14 protein-coding genes and 1 other RNA gene are annotated in these 15,807 nt (G+C 37.0%); 9 read left to right on the top strand and 6 right to left on the bottom strand.

From position 1 onward, the window contains the following. Nucleotides 1-12: 12 nt before the first annotated feature. Together tilS and I6F10_RS08025 are read left to right on the top strand one after the other, a co-directional pair. Complete coding sequence (gene tilS, locus I6F10_RS08030; protein WP_165742996.1) at nucleotides 13-1,317, top strand: tRNA lysidine(34) synthetase TilS; 1,305 nt, start codon at nucleotides 13-15, stop codon at nucleotides 1,315-1,317. Further along, on the top strand, nucleotides 1,318-1,671 hold the full coding sequence (locus tag I6F10_RS08025; RefSeq protein WP_024606283.1) for a hypothetical protein: 354 nt from the start codon (nucleotides 1,318-1,320) through the stop codon (nucleotides 1,669-1,671). 30 nt (nucleotides 1,672-1,701) lie between these two features. On the opposite strand, the gene I6F10_RS08020 is transcribed toward I6F10_RS08025, so the two are convergent. Further along, nucleotides 1,702-2,598, bottom strand: coding sequence for a GGDEF domain-containing protein (locus I6F10_RS08020; protein ID WP_165742997.1), 897 nt, complete (start codon nucleotides 2,596-2,598; stop codon nucleotides 1,702-1,704). Nucleotides 2,599-2,731: 133 nt separating this feature from the next. On the opposite strand from I6F10_RS08020, the gene I6F10_RS08015 reads away from it, so the two are divergent. Beyond that, a complete protein-coding gene (locus tag I6F10_RS08015) occupies nucleotides 2,732-4,705 on the top strand; it encodes a monovalent cation:proton antiporter family protein (protein ID WP_165742998.1) in 1,974 nt (657 codons plus the stop codon). A 15-nt stretch (nucleotides 4,706-4,720) separates the two neighbouring features. On the opposite strand, the gene I6F10_RS08010 is transcribed toward I6F10_RS08015, so the two are convergent. Continuing rightward, nucleotides 4,721-5,866: a patatin-like phospholipase family protein gene (locus I6F10_RS08010; protein WP_002958292.1), complete on the bottom strand. Its 1,146-nt coding sequence runs from the start codon at nucleotides 5,864-5,866 to the stop codon at nucleotides 4,721-4,723. A 239-nt stretch (nucleotides 5,867-6,105) separates the two neighbouring features. Here I6F10_RS08010 and I6F10_RS08005 point away from each other — a divergent pair, with 239 nt between their 5' ends. The 5 genes from I6F10_RS08005 (at nucleotide 6,106) to I6F10_RS07985 (ending at nucleotide 10,800) form a co-directional block, all read left to right on the top strand. After that, a complete protein-coding gene (locus tag I6F10_RS08005) occupies nucleotides 6,106-6,981 on the top strand; it encodes a DUF3014 domain-containing protein (protein ID WP_165742999.1) in 876 nt (291 codons plus the stop codon). 139 nt (nucleotides 6,982-7,120) lie between these two features. Further along, nucleotides 7,121-7,217, top strand: an RNA gene (gene ffs / locus I6F10_RS08000) — signal recognition particle sRNA small type. Between the two features lie 133 nt (nucleotides 7,218-7,350). After that, nucleotides 7,351-7,980 (top strand): TnsA endonuclease N-terminal domain-containing protein, encoded by a 630-nt coding sequence (locus tag I6F10_RS07995; RefSeq protein WP_197098711.1) that lies wholly within the window; start codon nucleotides 7,351-7,353, stop codon nucleotides 7,978-7,980. Further along, nucleotides 7,973-9,796: a Mu transposase C-terminal domain-containing protein gene (locus tag I6F10_RS07990; protein ID WP_197098710.1), complete on the top strand. Its 1,824-nt coding sequence runs from the start codon at nucleotides 7,973-7,975 to the stop codon at nucleotides 9,794-9,796. Before I6F10_RS07995 ends, I6F10_RS07990 begins: the two co-directional genes overlap by 8 nt. Before the next feature lie 2 nt (nucleotides 9,797-9,798). Beyond that, entirely contained in the window at nucleotides 9,799-10,800 is a 1,002-nt protein-coding gene (locus I6F10_RS07985; RefSeq protein WP_197098709.1) for a TniB family NTP-binding protein, read from the top strand. 39 nt (nucleotides 10,801-10,839) lie between these two features. On the opposite strand, the gene I6F10_RS07980 is transcribed toward I6F10_RS07985, so the two are convergent. Together I6F10_RS07980 and I6F10_RS07975 are read right to left on the bottom strand one after the other, a co-directional pair. Further along, nucleotides 10,840-12,066, bottom strand: a complete 1,227-nt coding sequence (locus I6F10_RS07980) for an HNH endonuclease (protein ID WP_197098708.1) — start codon at nucleotides 12,064-12,066, stop codon at nucleotides 10,840-10,842. Further along, on the bottom strand, nucleotides 12,059-13,831 hold the full coding sequence (locus I6F10_RS07975; protein WP_197098707.1) for an AAA family ATPase: 1,773 nt from the start codon (nucleotides 13,829-13,831) through the stop codon (nucleotides 12,059-12,061). Before I6F10_RS07975 ends, I6F10_RS07980 begins: the two co-directional genes overlap by 8 nt. Nucleotides 13,832-14,013: 182 nt before the next feature. On the opposite strand from I6F10_RS07975, the gene I6F10_RS07970 reads away from it, so the two are divergent. After that, a complete protein-coding gene (locus I6F10_RS07970) occupies nucleotides 14,014-14,316 on the top strand; it encodes a helix-turn-helix domain-containing protein (RefSeq protein ID WP_058155012.1) in 303 nt (100 codons plus the stop codon). A 2-nt stretch (nucleotides 14,317-14,318) separates the two neighbouring features. Here the strand turns inward: I6F10_RS07970 and I6F10_RS07965 are convergent, their stop codons facing one another. Next, a complete protein-coding gene (locus I6F10_RS07965) occupies nucleotides 14,319-15,083 on the bottom strand; it encodes an ATP-binding protein (RefSeq protein ID WP_197098706.1) in 765 nt (254 codons plus the stop codon). Between the two features lie 57 nt (nucleotides 15,084-15,140). After that, nucleotides 15,141-15,797, bottom strand: a complete 657-nt coding sequence (locus I6F10_RS07960) for a DNA-methyltransferase (protein WP_197098705.1) — start codon at nucleotides 15,795-15,797, stop codon at nucleotides 15,141-15,143. Between the last annotated feature and the right edge of the window lie 10 nt (nucleotides 15,798-15,807).

Raw genomic sequence — 15,807 nt, 5'->3', positions numbered from 1 at the left:
AAGTGCGGCCATATGCATACAACAGCAATTTATCAGCAATTAAAAAAATCACTAAATAGCTATATTGAGCAAGGTAACACTGTTTTTACTGTGGCGCTTTCTGGTGGTGTTGATTCTGTGGTGTTGCTGCATTTAATGCGTGCTTTAAGAGCCGATAATCCTGCAATTGATGTATCGGCTATTTATGTTCACCATGGCTTGAGCCAGTATGCTGATGACTGGCAACGCTTTTGCAAGAATGTATGTATTGAGCTTGATGTGCCTTTTAAAGTCGCAAAAGTTGTAATTGAGCAGCAGTCGCGTACGAGCCTTGAAGCCCAAGCTCGCGATGCACGTTACAAAGCACTTGATGAGCTAAGCCCACAAGGCAGCATTGTTTTATTGGGCCAACATTTAAACGACCAAGTAGAAACGTTTTTACTGCGCTTAAAGCGTGGCTCGGGTTTAAAAGGGCTTGGCGCCATGCACCAAGCGCGTTTTCTGCAAAGTGGCCGTGCATGTTTTAGGCCATTGTTAAACGTAAAGCGAAGCGATATAGAAGCGTTTGCAGCGCGCTTTAGTATTAACCACATAACTGATGACTCAAATACAGATGAAAGTTTTGACCGTAACTTTTTACGCTCAAAAATAGTACCTGTGTTAGCCGAGCGCTTTACTGGGTTTGAACAATGTACAGCACGAAGTATTGAGCTACTACAACAGCAGCAAACACTACTTGATGAGTACACTCAGCTTGATTTAAATAAGTGTATTAACGAGCACCAAGCACTGTGCATTAGCCAAATAAGTGAATACAGCTCAGCGCGTATTGCAAATATAGTACGTGCGTGGCTTGCATTATTTACACAAGTCATGCCATCGCAAAAGCAGCTTGAGCAAATTATTAATCAAGCAATGTGCGCAAAAAACGACGCACAAATGCGTATTGATTTGCTCGATGGGCAAATACGTCGCCATCAAGGTTATTTGTATTTTGTAACACCAAGCGAAGTATTAACTGATATTGAGCTGAATCATTCGCAGCTAAAACTTGCAGACGGGCGCTTATTAATTAAAAGCATTGGTTTTGGAGTAAGACCTCCACACTCAAATGAGCAAGTAATAGTGCGCTTTAATTGTAATAGCGCACGTATTAAACCATTTAAAAAGCCTGGTAGTAATACAGTTAAGCATTGGTTTAAAGATGCAAAAATAGCGCCGTGGCTACGCGCCAGTGTGCCACTTATTTTTTATAATGATGAATTAGTTCAAGTGGTTGGTTATTTTATAAGTGCTAAGCATGTTGATGAAAATGGTATTGTTTGGGAGTGTAAATAAATGAGTAAACAGCCGCATGTTGGCTTATCGTTAGTAACAAAAGCGCCAATGGGTATGCTAATAACAGCGCTTATTGCTGTTATCGCTAATGTTTTACTTGAGTTAAATATAGTTACGTTAGGTTATGCAGTCGCTGGTGGGATTGCATCTGCAGTACTTTTATTAGCTTATTGGTTAGGTAAAGGTGGATTGTTTTTTATTTTAGGCGTGAGCCTGCCACTGCTTTTAGTATTATTTACACCGCTTGCGACTATTACTGCATTACTTAATTTAATTAGCGGGTTCTTTTTTGGTTTTTGTGCTGCGTTGTTTATTTATAAATTGGTAAGTGCAAAGCCTAGCGGGGGAAGCTAGGCTTTTTTATTTAATGCAGTTAAGTAAAGGCTAATATGCTTTTGCGCAGTTTCTACCTGATGCCTTTGCTTTGTATAAACCTTTATCTACTCGAGCAAATATCTCAGTTTCGCAATCTTGGCTGTTAGCTAAAGTAAAACCAATACTGGTTGTTACTTTATACTTAGACATTAATGGCGATTTTCTTACTAAGCACATTATACGCTCAGCAATCACTTTATTAGTTGTAAACTCAGGGTCTTCAATAAGTAAAGCAAACTCATCACCACCAAATCTAAATACCGAATCAGTGCCGCGTATACTACTACACAGTACTTTTGAAAATTCTTTAAGTGTATCGTCACCAATTTTATGGCCGAAGTTGTCGTTAACTTGTTTAAAGTTATCCAAATCAAGCAACATTAAACTAAATGGACGTTGATAACGGCGACAGTTTTCAAGCTTTTGAAGTAAAAAGTCATTAAATTGACTACGATTATTTAAACCGGTTAACGCATCCTTTGTGGCAAGCTTTAGTACGCGGTTATACATCATCGCATTACGAAGTGGATAAACCAACGCAGTATGTAATGTATGTAATTTTTTCTCAATTGCGTGACCAAGCGGGAATTTACTAAAATAGATTAGCTGCCCTAAGTGGTCTTTATTAATCGCTAAATCAAAAATATAGGGTGTACTACTTGTATCACTTTGTGATGTTTGAGCAGTACCTAAAGTTGATTGAAACTGCAATCCAGAAAAATTGAGCAATTGTTTTGCAAATTTAGCGTAAATAGCCAGAACATCCTCGATCACTAAGCTTGTTTGTAGCTCTGCGACGAGTTCATGCGTTTCAGTTATTTCATTTGTTGGCGAATGTTCAGCTGAAAACGGCAAAAAATCACTGCGACCAGACACACGCTGCGTCAAAATATGGACGTTTTCCATTAAATTCTCCCCCGAGGGTGTTACTTTGCAATAACTAAGCTATTTTTGTGCCATATTTTAAAATTGCATGAAAAACATATGGTTGTTATATTTACTTACAAGCTACTAGTTTAATTTAAACGCGAGGCTGCATTTGCAAAGTATTAATGCTCAAATTTTTGGCTTATTAGTCGCGGCAGTTCTTTTTGTGTGGTTTTTTAAGCGCATTGGCTTGCCGCCTATTTTAGCGTACCTAGCAACGGGGGTTTTAGCCGGTAGTCATGGTATTGGTTGGCTTACACAATCTCACGAAATAGAGTTTGTGGCTGAATTGGGCATTGTATTTTTGTTATTTAGTTTAGGGCTAGAATTTTCTGTTTCTCGGCTAATGGCAATGCGAAATCTAGTATTTGGTTTGGGCTCATTACAAGTAGGTATAACCAGTTTACTCTTCATTATTATTCTATATTGCTTAAACTTTTCATTACTCACCAGCTTTACCATTGGCACAATTATGGCGCTTTCTTCAACTGCTGTGGTTGTTAAGCTATTAAAAGAAACGGGTGAGCTTAATCAGCGCCGTGGGCAATTGGCTGTTGGTGTTCTACTTTTTCAAGATATTGCTGTCGTTCCTCTATTAATAATACTTCCTTTATTTGCATCAAGTGACTCTCAAAGTATTGGCTGGGCTTTAGCGTTTGCCCTAAGTAAAGGCGCATTTGTATGTGTGCTTCTTTGGGCAATTGGTAAGTGGGTATTGCCCATTGTGTTTAAAGAAATAGCGCAAGTACGAACCGATGAGTTATTTGTACTTACCACCATATTAGTCGCGTTGTTTGCAGGTTTTTTAACGTATATGTTTGGCTTGTCTATGGCGCTAGGTGCTTTTTTAGCCGGAATGATGTTAGGTGAGAGCCATTACAGGCATCAGTTAGAGGCCGATATACGCCCATTTCGCGATATTTTAATGGGGCTATTTTTTGTTACTGTTGGTATGCAGCTAGATATTTTATTTGTACTAGGGCATATCATAATAATTATTGGTGCCTTGCTGGGTTTACTGGTATTAAAAATTGTAGTGGTAGCCTTTAGCGCGCGGCTAATGCATGAGCGAAACCAAGATTCACTCGCCTGTGGCATTATGCTGTGGCAAATGGGGGAGTTTGGCTTTGTACTTATTGCACTTGCTGGCCAGCATCAATTATTAAACTCAGAGCAAGCTTCATTTTTAATTGCCCTTGGTGTGCTTTCAATGGCATTTACTCCATTTTTGATTGATAAAACGCCAGTAATTTTAAAGCGTTTAGGCATACTCGATCGCCCAAGTTTGGCGCTCGAGAGTGAGCCACAAAGTAGTACGCTTTATAGCGACCATGTTGTTATTTGTGGTTTTTCGCGAGTTGGGCAAACTATAGCGCGTTTTTTAAAGCCCGAAGCAATTGACTATGTTGCGATTGAAAGTAACCCAATTTTAGTACAAGAAGGCAAAGCGGCGGGTGAGCCTGTCATATTTGGCTATGTTAAACAAAAAGATATTTTAAAGTGCGCAGGAGTAGAGCGAGCTCGCTTGGTTATTATTACTTTTACAGAGTTTGATCATGCACAAGTTGTTATTGATGCCATAAAGCAAATAGCACCCAATGTTAAAATACTCATTCGTACCCGTGACGATAGCCAGCTAGATTATTTAAAAGAGCTAGGTGTAACCGAAGTAGTACCTGAGTCGTTAGAGGCAAGCTTAATGCTCGTGTCGCATGTGTTGTCTATGTCGGGAGTACCGATGACGCGTATTGTGCGCAGAGTAAGTAAAGAGCGTCGTAATCGTTATCCGTTAATGCAAAGCTTTTATGCAGGCTATTTTAAAGATAACGAAGATACATCAAGTGACCGGTTAGAGTACTTACATGTAGTTGCTCTGCCTGATAAAGCTTATGCAGTTAATAAAACAATCGAAAATCTAAATTTAGAAAAGCGTCGAGTACTGGTAAAAGCACTGCGCAGAGAAGGGGCCGAAATAGACACGCCATCAGCACAAACAATCTTATTGGCTAATGACGTTTTAGTGTTACAAGGTAAACCAAGGCGTGTTGAGCGGGTAGAGCACTACCTGCTCGACGGAATAGAATAACGTTTCTGTTTGGGCTTAATCTAGTTCTAAAAACTTGCGTATCTCCGGTAATTTTTTCATACCGTCTTCATAACCAATTTGCATTAAATGCTGGGTGTAGCGTTTTTCAAACAATAGATAACTGGTTAAGCTCGATTGCGAATGTTTTTTAACACCTATGGTACGTAGCAATACTTTAATGGCCCATGGCATATCGTCGTAATACTGCGCTGCAATTGCGTTAAAGTTTTGCGAAGGGTTAATTACAAAGGTATCTATTTGTTTAAGTTCTTGATGTTTATCACGAGCGGGTAATAGCCCTAATGTTCGGTTAACACGAGCCAAACGCTCTAAATCCGATTGCATAGTGTCGGTAAATACACTGTCTAGTAAATGCCCCGCAACAGCAGATAGTCCAGGATAATGTGGCGAATAACCCGGCGGGTGTAATTCTTTAGGTTGGTCTACCCCAATAATAAATATTTTTTCAGCGCCTAAATGAATCGACGGACTCAGCGGAGAAAGTTGATGTATAGAGCCATCACCAAAGTAATGGTTATAAATATTTACACTTGGAAACACCATAGGAATGGCACTTGATGCCATTAAGTGCTCAACATTAATACGAGTTGCGCGGCCTTCGCGTTTAGCACGTTGCCAAGATGTTTGTGTATTAGATTGAAAAAATGCAACCGAGTCACCCGTTGTATAACTTGAGGCTGTAATCGACAGCGCATCTAAATAATTACGGTGTAAATTGCGCTCAATGCGGTGTAAATCTAAAATCTCGTTTAATAAACTACGCAGAGGGCGGTTATTTAGCAGACTCGCTGGCGGGTGGTTAATATGCTCTGACTGAAAGCTCGTTAAGATATTGCGAGCAATATGACCAAACACGCTTAAAAAGTCACTTTTATAGACCATAGAGGTTGAAAAGTTTTTCCAAACTGATTCAAGCTTTCGTACAGCCAAATGCGCACAAGAAGCGTAACATGCCAATGCAGCTGAGTTAATAGCGCCAGCGGAGGTGCCATTTATTACTCTAAATGGCAATGGAGCAGTACGAGGCATACTATGAGCTAGCGCTTTTAGCACACCGACTTGATAAGCAGCTCGTGCGCCACCACCTGTAAGTAATAAGGCAGTTTTAGGTTTTTGTGGATCAACTTGCTTGATTTTCATATTGGTGGTTAAACTGTTCTACGTCTTTACTTTATTTATTAACTGTAAGTCTTTAAGCTAGAAGAATCAAAGGATAACTGCCCTAATGCTTATTACATTATTTAATCACCCAATTTAGTAGGTAACTTACTTTGCTATAATTGCCGTATTATAAAATGTCATAGTATTTGTGTAAGAATGAATTTAATCCACTTAGCGTACTCTAAGTGATATCGCATTTTAATTTTTATGGAGTTCGTATGTCAGATAAACCAGAAGCATCAGATGTTCAAAAACGTCCACCTAATAACAATATTCTTTTCGCCGTTATTATTTTAATAGTCGTAGCATGTGCGGCCGCCTTCGTATTGCTCACACCAAGTGACGAGCAAGAAACACGCACTGAGGTAGAGCCCGCAGTTAAAGAGCAACCTATGATGGAGCTTAAACCCGAGAATGACCCAGTGGTAGACGCGCCATCTGTAATGCCAGAAAAACCAGCCGAGCTTGAAGTACCAGCACAAAGCCCAAGTGAGCCAGTGCCTGAAGTAAAACCACTACCAACACTTAACGAAAGTGATGCAGTTGTGGTTGCTAAAATGGATGAGTACCTAAGCGACTCAGTAATGAGCCTAATGGTGACCGACGATGTAATTCGCCGTGGTGTTGTATTTGTAGATAACCTAGCTAAAGGTAAGGTAGCTAAAAAGCACACGCCTGTTGTACAGCCAGAAGAGAAATTTAGCGTTAATGAAGGGGATATCCTCACAATTAACCCTAACAGCTACGAGCGTTATACCCCGTATGTGAAAATATTTACCAGTATGAGTGCAGCGCAAGCCGTTCGCATGTACGAAGAGTACAAGCCACTTATAAATAATGCATACAGTGAAATTGGTTACGGCGATGACGAGTTTAATCAAACGCTAACCGATGCAATCGATTTATTACTTGATACGCCAGAGCCTGAAGGTGACTTGCCGTTACTTCGCGATTCAGTGACGTATCAGTATGCGTTTTCGGAGTGGGAGCAATTACCTGCTGCGCAAAAACAGCTTTTACGTATGGGTCCAGAAAACATGAAAAAAGTAAAAGCAGCACTTCGTGATATAAAAGCGCAGTTAGAGAACAATTAATACGCACTAAAACAGCTAAATACGTCGCGATTGTATATGAAGTATGCAATCGCACTTTCTTTTTAGATTATCCCTTGAATAACAGGGCAAAAGTAGAGATAATCCTTCCCGCGCCAACCAAGGCCCTCAATGGTAGTCTTATTGGTCCTCTCGCAACACTAGCAGGCGAACCTGGTCAGGCCCGGAAGGGAGCAGCCACAGTTTGTGACGTGTGTGCCGAGATGTGGCTGGTAAGACTGCCACCCAAATTCCTCATTTGGGTGTTGTTTGAAGTATAAGTTGACATATTTGTACTAATAGATGGCATAAATTGGAAGTATAAGGTGGCATAGTCTAGTATTTAACCAAATGGTTAGATGGTTGACTCACATGTACGTAAAAAAAATCAAAAATTCTCCAATTAATCACAATCATAAATTTGCTAGTCAAAAAAATAAATCTACTTGTTTAGTTCAATCCTCTTTAGAGTTTGATGCTTGTTTTCATTTTGAATTTTCACCATCAATAGTTGCATTTGAAGCACAACCACTAGGTTACGAATATGAGTTTGATAACCGTATTTGCCCTTACACACCTGACTTTTTACTTACCCATACAGACGGCACGCAAAAATTTATTGAAGTAAAACCGCAAAGTAAAATTGTCGAAGAGGACTTTCGTGCACGTTTTATTGAAAAGCAAGCCATAGCTAAGCAAGATGGACGTGATTTAATACTGGTTACAGATAAACAAATCCGTGTATACCCAACACTCAATAACTTAAAGCTTTTACATCGCTACTCTGGTTTTCAGTCTTTAACAGAGCTGCAAGCATCGGTGCTAGAACTTGTTAAGCAATACGGCTCTATTAAAGTGGGCCAGTTAGTTAACTTTTTAAAAGTAACTGCCGGTGAGCTACTTGCTTCGGTGCTACGCTTATTATCACTAGGGCAGTTATTTGCCGACTTAACTACAAATGAAATATCAATAGAAACAGCAATTTGGTCTAACAATGTTTAATGACGGTTTGTTTGATGATGAGTTTAACCAGCCATTACCAAAAGTAGAAACCAAACTCCCTCAAAATTACGCCAAAGATTTACAAGCCCTTCCTGAAAAAATTAAAAATACAACATTTGCTAAGCTTAAATATATTCAATGGCTTGAGGTTAATATTCAAGGCGGTTGGACACAAAAAAACCTTGAGCCTTTATTAAAATTAATGCCCGAAGTTGAGGGAGAAAAAAAGCCCAGTTGGAGAACCGCCGCACGATGGTATAGCGCTTATACAAATGCGGATAAAAATATAATGGTGCTAATACCAAGCCACCAAAAAAAAGGTAATAGAACGCGCGATACAGCAACCGATAAGTTTTTTGAAAAAGCACTTGAGCGTTACTTAGTAAAAGAAAAACCATCAGTGGCTTCGGCTTACAAGTTCTATAAAGACTTAGTTATTATTGAAAACGACAGTGTTGTTGGCAGTGATTTAAAGCCTTTAACATACAAAGCGTTTAAAAACAGAATAGATAACTTACCACAATACGAAGTAATGATTGCTCGTTATGGTAAGCGCCTTGCTGATATTGCTTTTAATAAAGTAGAAGGGCATACACGGCCTACCCGAGTACTCGAAAAAGTTGAGATTGACCATACACCACTTGATCTTATTCTATTAGATGATGAGCTGCACATCCCACTTGGTAGGCCAACACTCACCATGTTAGTAGATGTGTATAGCCATTGTATTGTTGGCTATTACTTTAGTTTCAGTGAGCCTAGCTATGATGCAGTAAGGCGAGCAATGCTAAATGCGATGAAACCTAAAAATGAAGTGGCAAAACTATACCCAGATACGATTAATGAGTGGAAGTGTGCAGGTAAAATTGAAACACTCGTAGTTGATAATGGCGCTGAATTTTGGAGTAACAGCCTTGAACTAGCTTGTGAAGAAATAGGCATTAATACTCAATATAACCCTGTCGCAAAGCCTTGGTTAAAACCCTTTGTAGAACGTATGTTCGGCACAATTAACACTGAGTTATTAGATCCAGTTCCCGGTAAAACCTTTTCTAATATTTTAGAAAAGCATGAATACAATCCCAAAAAAGATGCAATCATGCGCTTTACGACCTTTATGCAGTTATTTCATAAATGGGTAGTAGACGTTTACCATCAAGATGCCGACAGCCGATTTAAGTACATACCAAGCCAATTATGGGATCAAGGCTTTAATACGTTACCACCAACAGTGCTGAGTAATGATGATCTTCAACAGCTAGATGTTGTGCTCAGCATTTCAAATCATCGGGTGCTTCGTAAAGGTGGAATACGGCTAGAAAACTTAAGCTACGACAGTACTGAACTGGCCAATTATAGAAAGCAATTTAGCCATAAAGTATCTCAAGAAGTTTTAATTAAATTAAACCCTGATGATATTTCTTATATATACGTTTACCTCGATAAGCTAGAGCATTACATAAAAGTGCCATGCATAGATCCAAACGGTTACACCCAAAATTTAAGTTTAAATCAGCATAAAATAAATATACGTATTCATCGCGATTTTATTTCGGGCTCTATCGATAATGTAGGCTTAGCAAAAGCGCGTATGTTTATTCATAATAAAATCCAAAACGAGTTTGAAGAGTTAAAAAATGCGCCAAAACACTCAAAGGTAAAAGGGGGTAAAGCGTTAGCTAAGCATCAAAATGTTAGTAGCGACTCGCAGAAATCAATAGCTCAGAGCGAGGCAGTAGAACACAAAAAGGTTACACCTAAAGAGCAACCAACAGATAGCTGGGATGACTTTATCTCAGACTTAGATGGATTTTAATTATGCTGACCGACAAACAAAAAGAAAAGCTTAATGAATTTCGCGATGTATTTATTGAATACCCAATAATAAGCACGGTATTTAACGACTTTGACAGATTAAGACTTGGTAAAGGGCTAACAGGTGAAAAGCCTTGCATGCTGTTAAATGGCGATACAGGCACAGGTAAAACAGCACTAATAAAACAGTATAAAGAACGTCACTTACCGCAATTTATTAATGGAGTGATGAATCACCCTGTATTAGTCAGCCGCATACCTAGCAATCCGACACTAGAATCTACTTTAGCCGAGCTTCTTAAAGACTTAGGGCAAGTAGGCAGCACAGAGCGTAAGCTACGAATAAACGGCACTCGCTTAACCACATCATTAATAAAATGCCTAAAAACGTGTGGCACAGAGCTTATAATTATTGATGAGTTTCAAGAGCTAATTGAGCATAACCAAGGTAAAAAGCGCCGCGAGATTGCCAACCGATTAAAATACATTAACGACGAAGCGGGTGTATCAATTGTATTGGTAGGTATGCCGTGGGCAGAAAAAATAGCAGACGAACCACAGTGGTCATCGCGTTTATTAGTAAGGCGGCAGCTGCCTTATTTTAAGTTGTCAGAAAACCCAAAGCACTTTGTGCAGTTAATAATTGGCCTAGCCAACCGTATGCCATTTACCGAAAAGCCAAATTTAAGTGAACAAGCAACAGTATTTGCTTTGTTCTCATTATCAAAAGGCTGTTTTAGAACACTCAAATACTTTTTAGATGATGCCGTACTTTATGCATTAATGGATAACGCGAAAACTCTCGCAATCAAGCATTTGGTCAAAGCATTTGAAACACTGTTTCCTGATGTACCAAACCTATTTACCTTGCCCGTTGCAGAAATTACGGCAAGCGAAGTTGAGCGCTATTCACTTTATAAACCTGAAAGCGCCCAGGATGAAGACCCATTTATAGCAACCAAGTTTACTGACAAAATGCCAATTAGTCAGTTGTTGAGGAAGTGAAAATCTACACTGTAGTACTGAATTATATAAGCTATACCATCATTCATTTAGTCTGATTTTACTTTTGGCAATCATGTTGAGAGAATCTACCTTGAGTACTTGTAAATTTTCATTTCGGGGTGAAGCTTTAATATTAATACCAAAGTGCAAGTCTATTTCTTCATGATCATTCTCATTCAAGTGCACTAAGTCTAGAAACTTATCCCCACACTCCTTGATAAAGTTATACTTCTTTTTTACTTTTAAAAATTCATTTTTAAATTTGTCTTCGTTATAAATTGTTTCTAATTTAAACAGTTTAGAATTTTTCTTAATAGACTCATCCCTTATGATCAATTCAACTTCAACATCTTTTAATTCAAGGTTTTTATCATAAAAATTAGGGTTAGCTATATTAAATTTGAAGAAAGGCTTTTGATAATCTATTGATTTTTCATAAGGGTTTGCATAGCCCAAAGTAGATACTGAAGCTTTGTACCTCTCATTACAACGTTCACCAGCTGGAATTAAGTTTGAAAGTGTAGTTGCTAGAAATGGAAACTTTGATTTCGGATAGAAATGATCGAATGCTGGACGGTACCTAGCATCATTCTCAAAAATAGAGGTAATGTCTTCTTGATTACAATATGGACACACCGAAATTTTTAATTCTTTAATCAGTTCGTAACCAAATTTTTGAGCCATAATGTGGTATTTAAAAACTTTTGAAAACTCTATTACCCATTTAGGTATAACTTTTAATCCTTTAGATAAGCTTGTTTTACCATGCTTTAAATTACTTAACTCTACTAATGCATCTCTTTTTTCTGATGCTTTTCTGTTGACTCTACGGTTGATCTTAAGAGATTTCTCTAGGAAGTTGCTTGGATTATTGATGAAAAAATCACTTAGATCTTTTAATGTCGTTTTAAATAAAACATTAATTTTGGCTGTTTCTTTTGCCTTAGTAAGGTTTAAAGTTTCAATTTCTAGTAAGTTATAATTTAGTTTAAGATTTATCAGAAAGAGCTCAGGGCAGTAATATTCTAAAAGCTCAGGAAATTTTTCATAAATATCAGTGATAACTAAGTGTAAATTTTGGGCTTCCTCAAATGTAATGCTTTCTAGCTTATTTTTTGAGAAATAAGTAATTAGCCTTTTACGAACTTCTTTATCATGTATTGACTTCGCTAGCTTATCAATATTAGGAACCAAAGTTTCTTCGACAACAAACTTTTTGTATTGAGCTGTGAGGACTGGACATTTTACTGGAGTGATTTTAATCATTTTTTCTCAGGAACATTTCTTGAATGTCTTTATCTGGTATTTGTTTTATTAGGTACCTATCAAGGGAGCTAATTTTTTTATATTTCTTAGCTAAAAATAGTTGCTCGATAGTTTCTCTGGCTAATTCGCCAAATGTAGAGTCCAAGTGCATGCCATCAAGATATAAGTCGTTAATTCTGGTGCCGAAGCCATTTGATTTCTCCTGTGTTATTTTGCCATCAATCTTAGTAATTGAAACTATATCATCGGGTAGAAAGTCACTTAGTATGATAGGAGAGTGTGTCGTCAAAATTGTATTTATAGTTGCTTGTTTAAGTCCGTTGTGATCTTTAAAGTGGTTTATTATATCAATAACCTCACTAACAACTTTTCTTTGCCACTCAGGGTGAAGGTAGGCATCTATTTCATCTACAAGTAACTGAATATTTGAATAGCCTCGTGATATTAGTTGTTGTATGCCAGTGAAAATACGAGATTGTAGCTTTAATCTTGCCTCCTCACCCGAACTCAGACCATACCAACCATATGTAAAGTTATCACCAGTAAAGAAATTTAAATCGTTAAATTTTTCAGAGATTTCAGCAATTAGTTGACTGTCATCAATATCGAAATAAATATATTTGGTATCAGATAATATGTTTATATTGTTATCAAGTAATGATTGAGTCATTTCTTCTAGTCCATTCCTGAAGGTTTCGGACTCATAAACTACATCTTCAACAGCATCACTTTTATCGAGGAGGTTATTTTCATCAATATGATATTTAATAATCTCAGGTACTTTTTCATTTGAATGTGAAGCTTGGAAAATGATATTTATATAAAACCACGCCCTATCATTTGGATCACTTATTTTTAAAGAGGCTTTTTTTAAGAAGTCACTTATCAAAAAGTTGTATATATACCAAAATGCATCATCGCTATGCCTTTCATTTTTTATATTTGATAGTAAGTACTTGGTTAAAGATTTTTTTATTACAGTCCCCGTTATTTGGTGCTCTCTAGAAATATTATTTATCGAGAATGTTATTTCGTTATTTGCTAAGGCTCTTTCTTGATTCTTATCAGCTTCCTCCATTACCAAATGATGAAAATAACCATCCTTCAATAAGTTAGAAACATTATCATTTGTTAGCTTATTTACTGCTTGTTCAAGGTAATTTTTACTTGAGGGGTAAATGTGGAACCTAAATGATAAAGGTGCTCCAATTACATTTTTTTGATAGTTGAAATATTCAGCATACTTTAATTCCCTAGCAACCTCAGCCATAAGAATTTTTTTCTTTGCTACCCTTTTTTCAAGAAATTTATTTGAAGATAACTTTAGTACATTCTTTTTTTCTTTACTGTGTTCATTGAAAGTAAATTTATTTAAGTCAAAAAGGTTGGTTATAAAAAGTAGACTAGTCCTGTTGTTTGATTCGTACTCATTAATAGGGCTGCTATTAAGGAATATTTCTGATAAGGAGTTGTTTTTTATATAGTAATTTGAGTCAGCGTCATTCCAGAAAACAGCTGTACCAATACCAACGATTTCGTTAAAGGCTCCTTCAATAAACTCTAAAATTGATGTTTTACCTGCCCCATTTTTACCAATTATTAGTTTTATATTTTGTCCACGATAATATTTTTCTTTAAATTTACAATGCTGTTTTTTTACATGAATATGAGGTTTATCGAAATCACAGATGAATTTCTGATTCAGATTTACGAAGAGATCTTTAATACCTTTATATTCATCAATGTATATACAAACAAGTTCCATATGAGAAAGCTACAATTTTTATGATAGGCATAGACTGCTAGATCCGAAGCATTTTTTAAAGAAGAAAAGTGAAAAAGTTAGATTTAAGTATAAATTTAAGTAAAACTAAAATATCCTTAGTACACTTATGGGTTAGATACTAAGAGAATCTTAGCATAATAAAATTTATTGCTAAGGTTCTCATGGAAACTCCAACACCTTCACGCCTAAAATCTGCAAGAAAAGCAGCAGGTCTTACTCAGCAACAGCTAGGTATGGCATTAGGCATGGAGCCAAACACGGCTAGTGCCCGCATGAACCAATACGAAAAGGGCAAACACGCTCCTGATTTTTTAACCATGAAACGCATTGCTAAAGAGCTAGATGTGCCAGTAGCTTATTTTTATTGTGAAGAAGATGTTTTGGCTAAATTGATATGTGAACTTGGGAAGTTAAGTCTAGAAGATCAAAAAAGCATCTTAGGTATAGTTTTATCAAAAAAATAAAATCAAAAGCTTGGTTGCATGCGTTCAATTATGTAATCTTGCAACGCTAGTCCTTGAAGTTTTTGTTTACAACCATTCACTCTAACCCAAGTTTTACCTGAAGAATTAAAAAAGAGCTTAGGATTATTAGATTTTGGAACGTTTACTTCTAATACAAATCCAGATTCAACTCCTAAAACCAAATGAAAACTAATTCTAATCTTAGTGGGATCAATGGATGGTTGAATGACATTGATTTTTGCATTGATTACTTTATTTATTTCATCCTTTTGATTAGTGTTTAATTTAAGGCATTTAACAACACCATCGTCACATATGCCCCAAAATATGCTGCCACCCGAACTATTTAAAAAAGCAATTATATATTCATCTACTTGGTTCTGAATGGAATTTGTAGGGCTTAACCCTTTAACTTCTTTAAACTCATGCGTTAAATCTTCTTCAAGTAGGCACTTTTTTCCTTCAATGAATTGGTAGTTTTCTGATTGTGTTGTTAGTTCAAATTGATCTGGTAGTGATTCAAAAAATATTCGAAGTTGGTTTATTGACCTAGGACTCATTCGAATGGCTTTGGAAAGCTTACTTAATGTACCATGCTCTTGGAGCAGTGAGTCTAATTGAGCAATAGCCTGTTCCTTTCCAACAAGCTGCCCCCAGCTTTCAATCTTTCTATTTCTTTGTGGTCCACTCTGGAGTCCTCCTGGATAATAAACAGCATTAATTGCATCAAAAGCATTTTGTAAATCCCAGTTTTTATTAATAATCAAATGACAGCACCGTGTTTAATCGTGTTATGTGGAATAAGCATTTTGAAGTATTACTTATCATATATTTCTTCTATCAAAGAAATGTTGATGAGCAGATTCTGAAATATCACATCCGATAGCTTGTCGATTTAAGTTATTGGCTGCTACTAAAGTAGCTCCTGAGCCAAAAAAAGGATCGACGACGAGTTCATTTTTATTACTGCTTTGCGAGATGAGTGTTTCAATTAACTTAACTGGTTTTTCAGTAGGGTAGCCCCTGTATACTCTTTTACATGTGAGGATATCTGGAACACTTAGATCATTTAACTTGCGCTTACCTTTCTCGAAAAAAAGAATATATTCGTGCCTAGCTCTGTAATGATAGCCCATTCCAATAGTCACTTTATCCCAAATTATTGGCTTCCAAAACTTGAAACCTACTTTTTCAGCTATTGGCTTAATATAAAACATTGTTTCCTGATCGCAGAATAGATAAAAATGCGAACCTTTTTTAAGTACTCTGTAAATTTCTATTAGTAGTTCTTCAAAGCGATTATTTGGAAATATGTCGAACCATTGATTGCTTGACGATTTACTTACTTTTAGGCGAGTGGTAGTTCCTATTTTTCGATGTTTTTCTAATGATTCGTAGGGTGGGTCAGTAATTAAAAGATCAACACTTTCGGTTGAAAGTGTTGATAACCAATTTACCGCATCATCTTTAAATACTTGCATTAATTCTCTT

Origin of the sequence: Pseudoalteromonas sp. SWYJZ98, from assembly GCF_015864495.1 — a bacterium.
GTDB classification, from domain to species: domain Bacteria; phylum Pseudomonadota; class Gammaproteobacteria; order Enterobacterales; family Alteromonadaceae; genus Pseudoalteromonas; species Pseudoalteromonas distincta.
This window is presented reverse-complemented; position numbering and strand designations above follow the sequence as displayed.

Bases quoted from the DNA above. Each gene is read 5' to 3' on its own strand.
- tilS (WP_165742996.1), top strand. From the start codon at position 13: ATGCATACAACAGCAATTTATCAGCAATTAAAAAAATCACTAAATAGC.
- I6F10_RS08025 (WP_024606283.1), top strand. From the start codon at position 1,318: ATGAGTAAACAGCCGCATGTTGGCTTATCGTTAGTAACAAAAGCGCCA.
- I6F10_RS08020 (WP_165742997.1), bottom strand. From the start codon at position 2,598: ATGGAAAACGTCCATATTTTGACGCAGCGTGTGTCTGGTCGCAGTGAT.
- I6F10_RS08010 (WP_002958292.1), bottom strand. From the start codon at position 5,866: ATGAAAATCAAGCAAGTTGATCCACAAAAACCTAAAACTGCCTTATTA.
- I6F10_RS08005 (WP_165742999.1), top strand. From the start codon at position 6,106: ATGTCAGATAAACCAGAAGCATCAGATGTTCAAAAACGTCCACCTAAT.
- I6F10_RS07995 (WP_197098711.1), top strand. From the start codon at position 7,351: ATGTACGTAAAAAAAATCAAAAATTCTCCAATTAATCACAATCATAAA.
- I6F10_RS07990 (WP_197098710.1), top strand. From the start codon at position 7,973: ATGTTTAATGACGGTTTGTTTGATGATGAGTTTAACCAGCCATTACCA.
- I6F10_RS07985 (WP_197098709.1), top strand. From the start codon at position 9,799: ATGCTGACCGACAAACAAAAAGAAAAGCTTAATGAATTTCGCGATGTA.
- I6F10_RS07980 (WP_197098708.1), bottom strand. From the start codon at position 12,066: ATGATTAAAATCACTCCAGTAAAATGTCCAGTCCTCACAGCTCAATAC.
- I6F10_RS07975 (WP_197098707.1), bottom strand. From the start codon at position 13,831: ATGGAACTTGTTTGTATATACATTGATGAATATAAAGGTATTAAAGAT.
- I6F10_RS07970 (WP_058155012.1), top strand. From the start codon at position 14,014: ATGGAAACTCCAACACCTTCACGCCTAAAATCTGCAAGAAAAGCAGCA.
- I6F10_RS07960 (WP_197098705.1), bottom strand. From the start codon at position 15,797: ATGCAAGTATTTAAAGATGATGCGGTAAATTGGTTATCAACACTTTCA.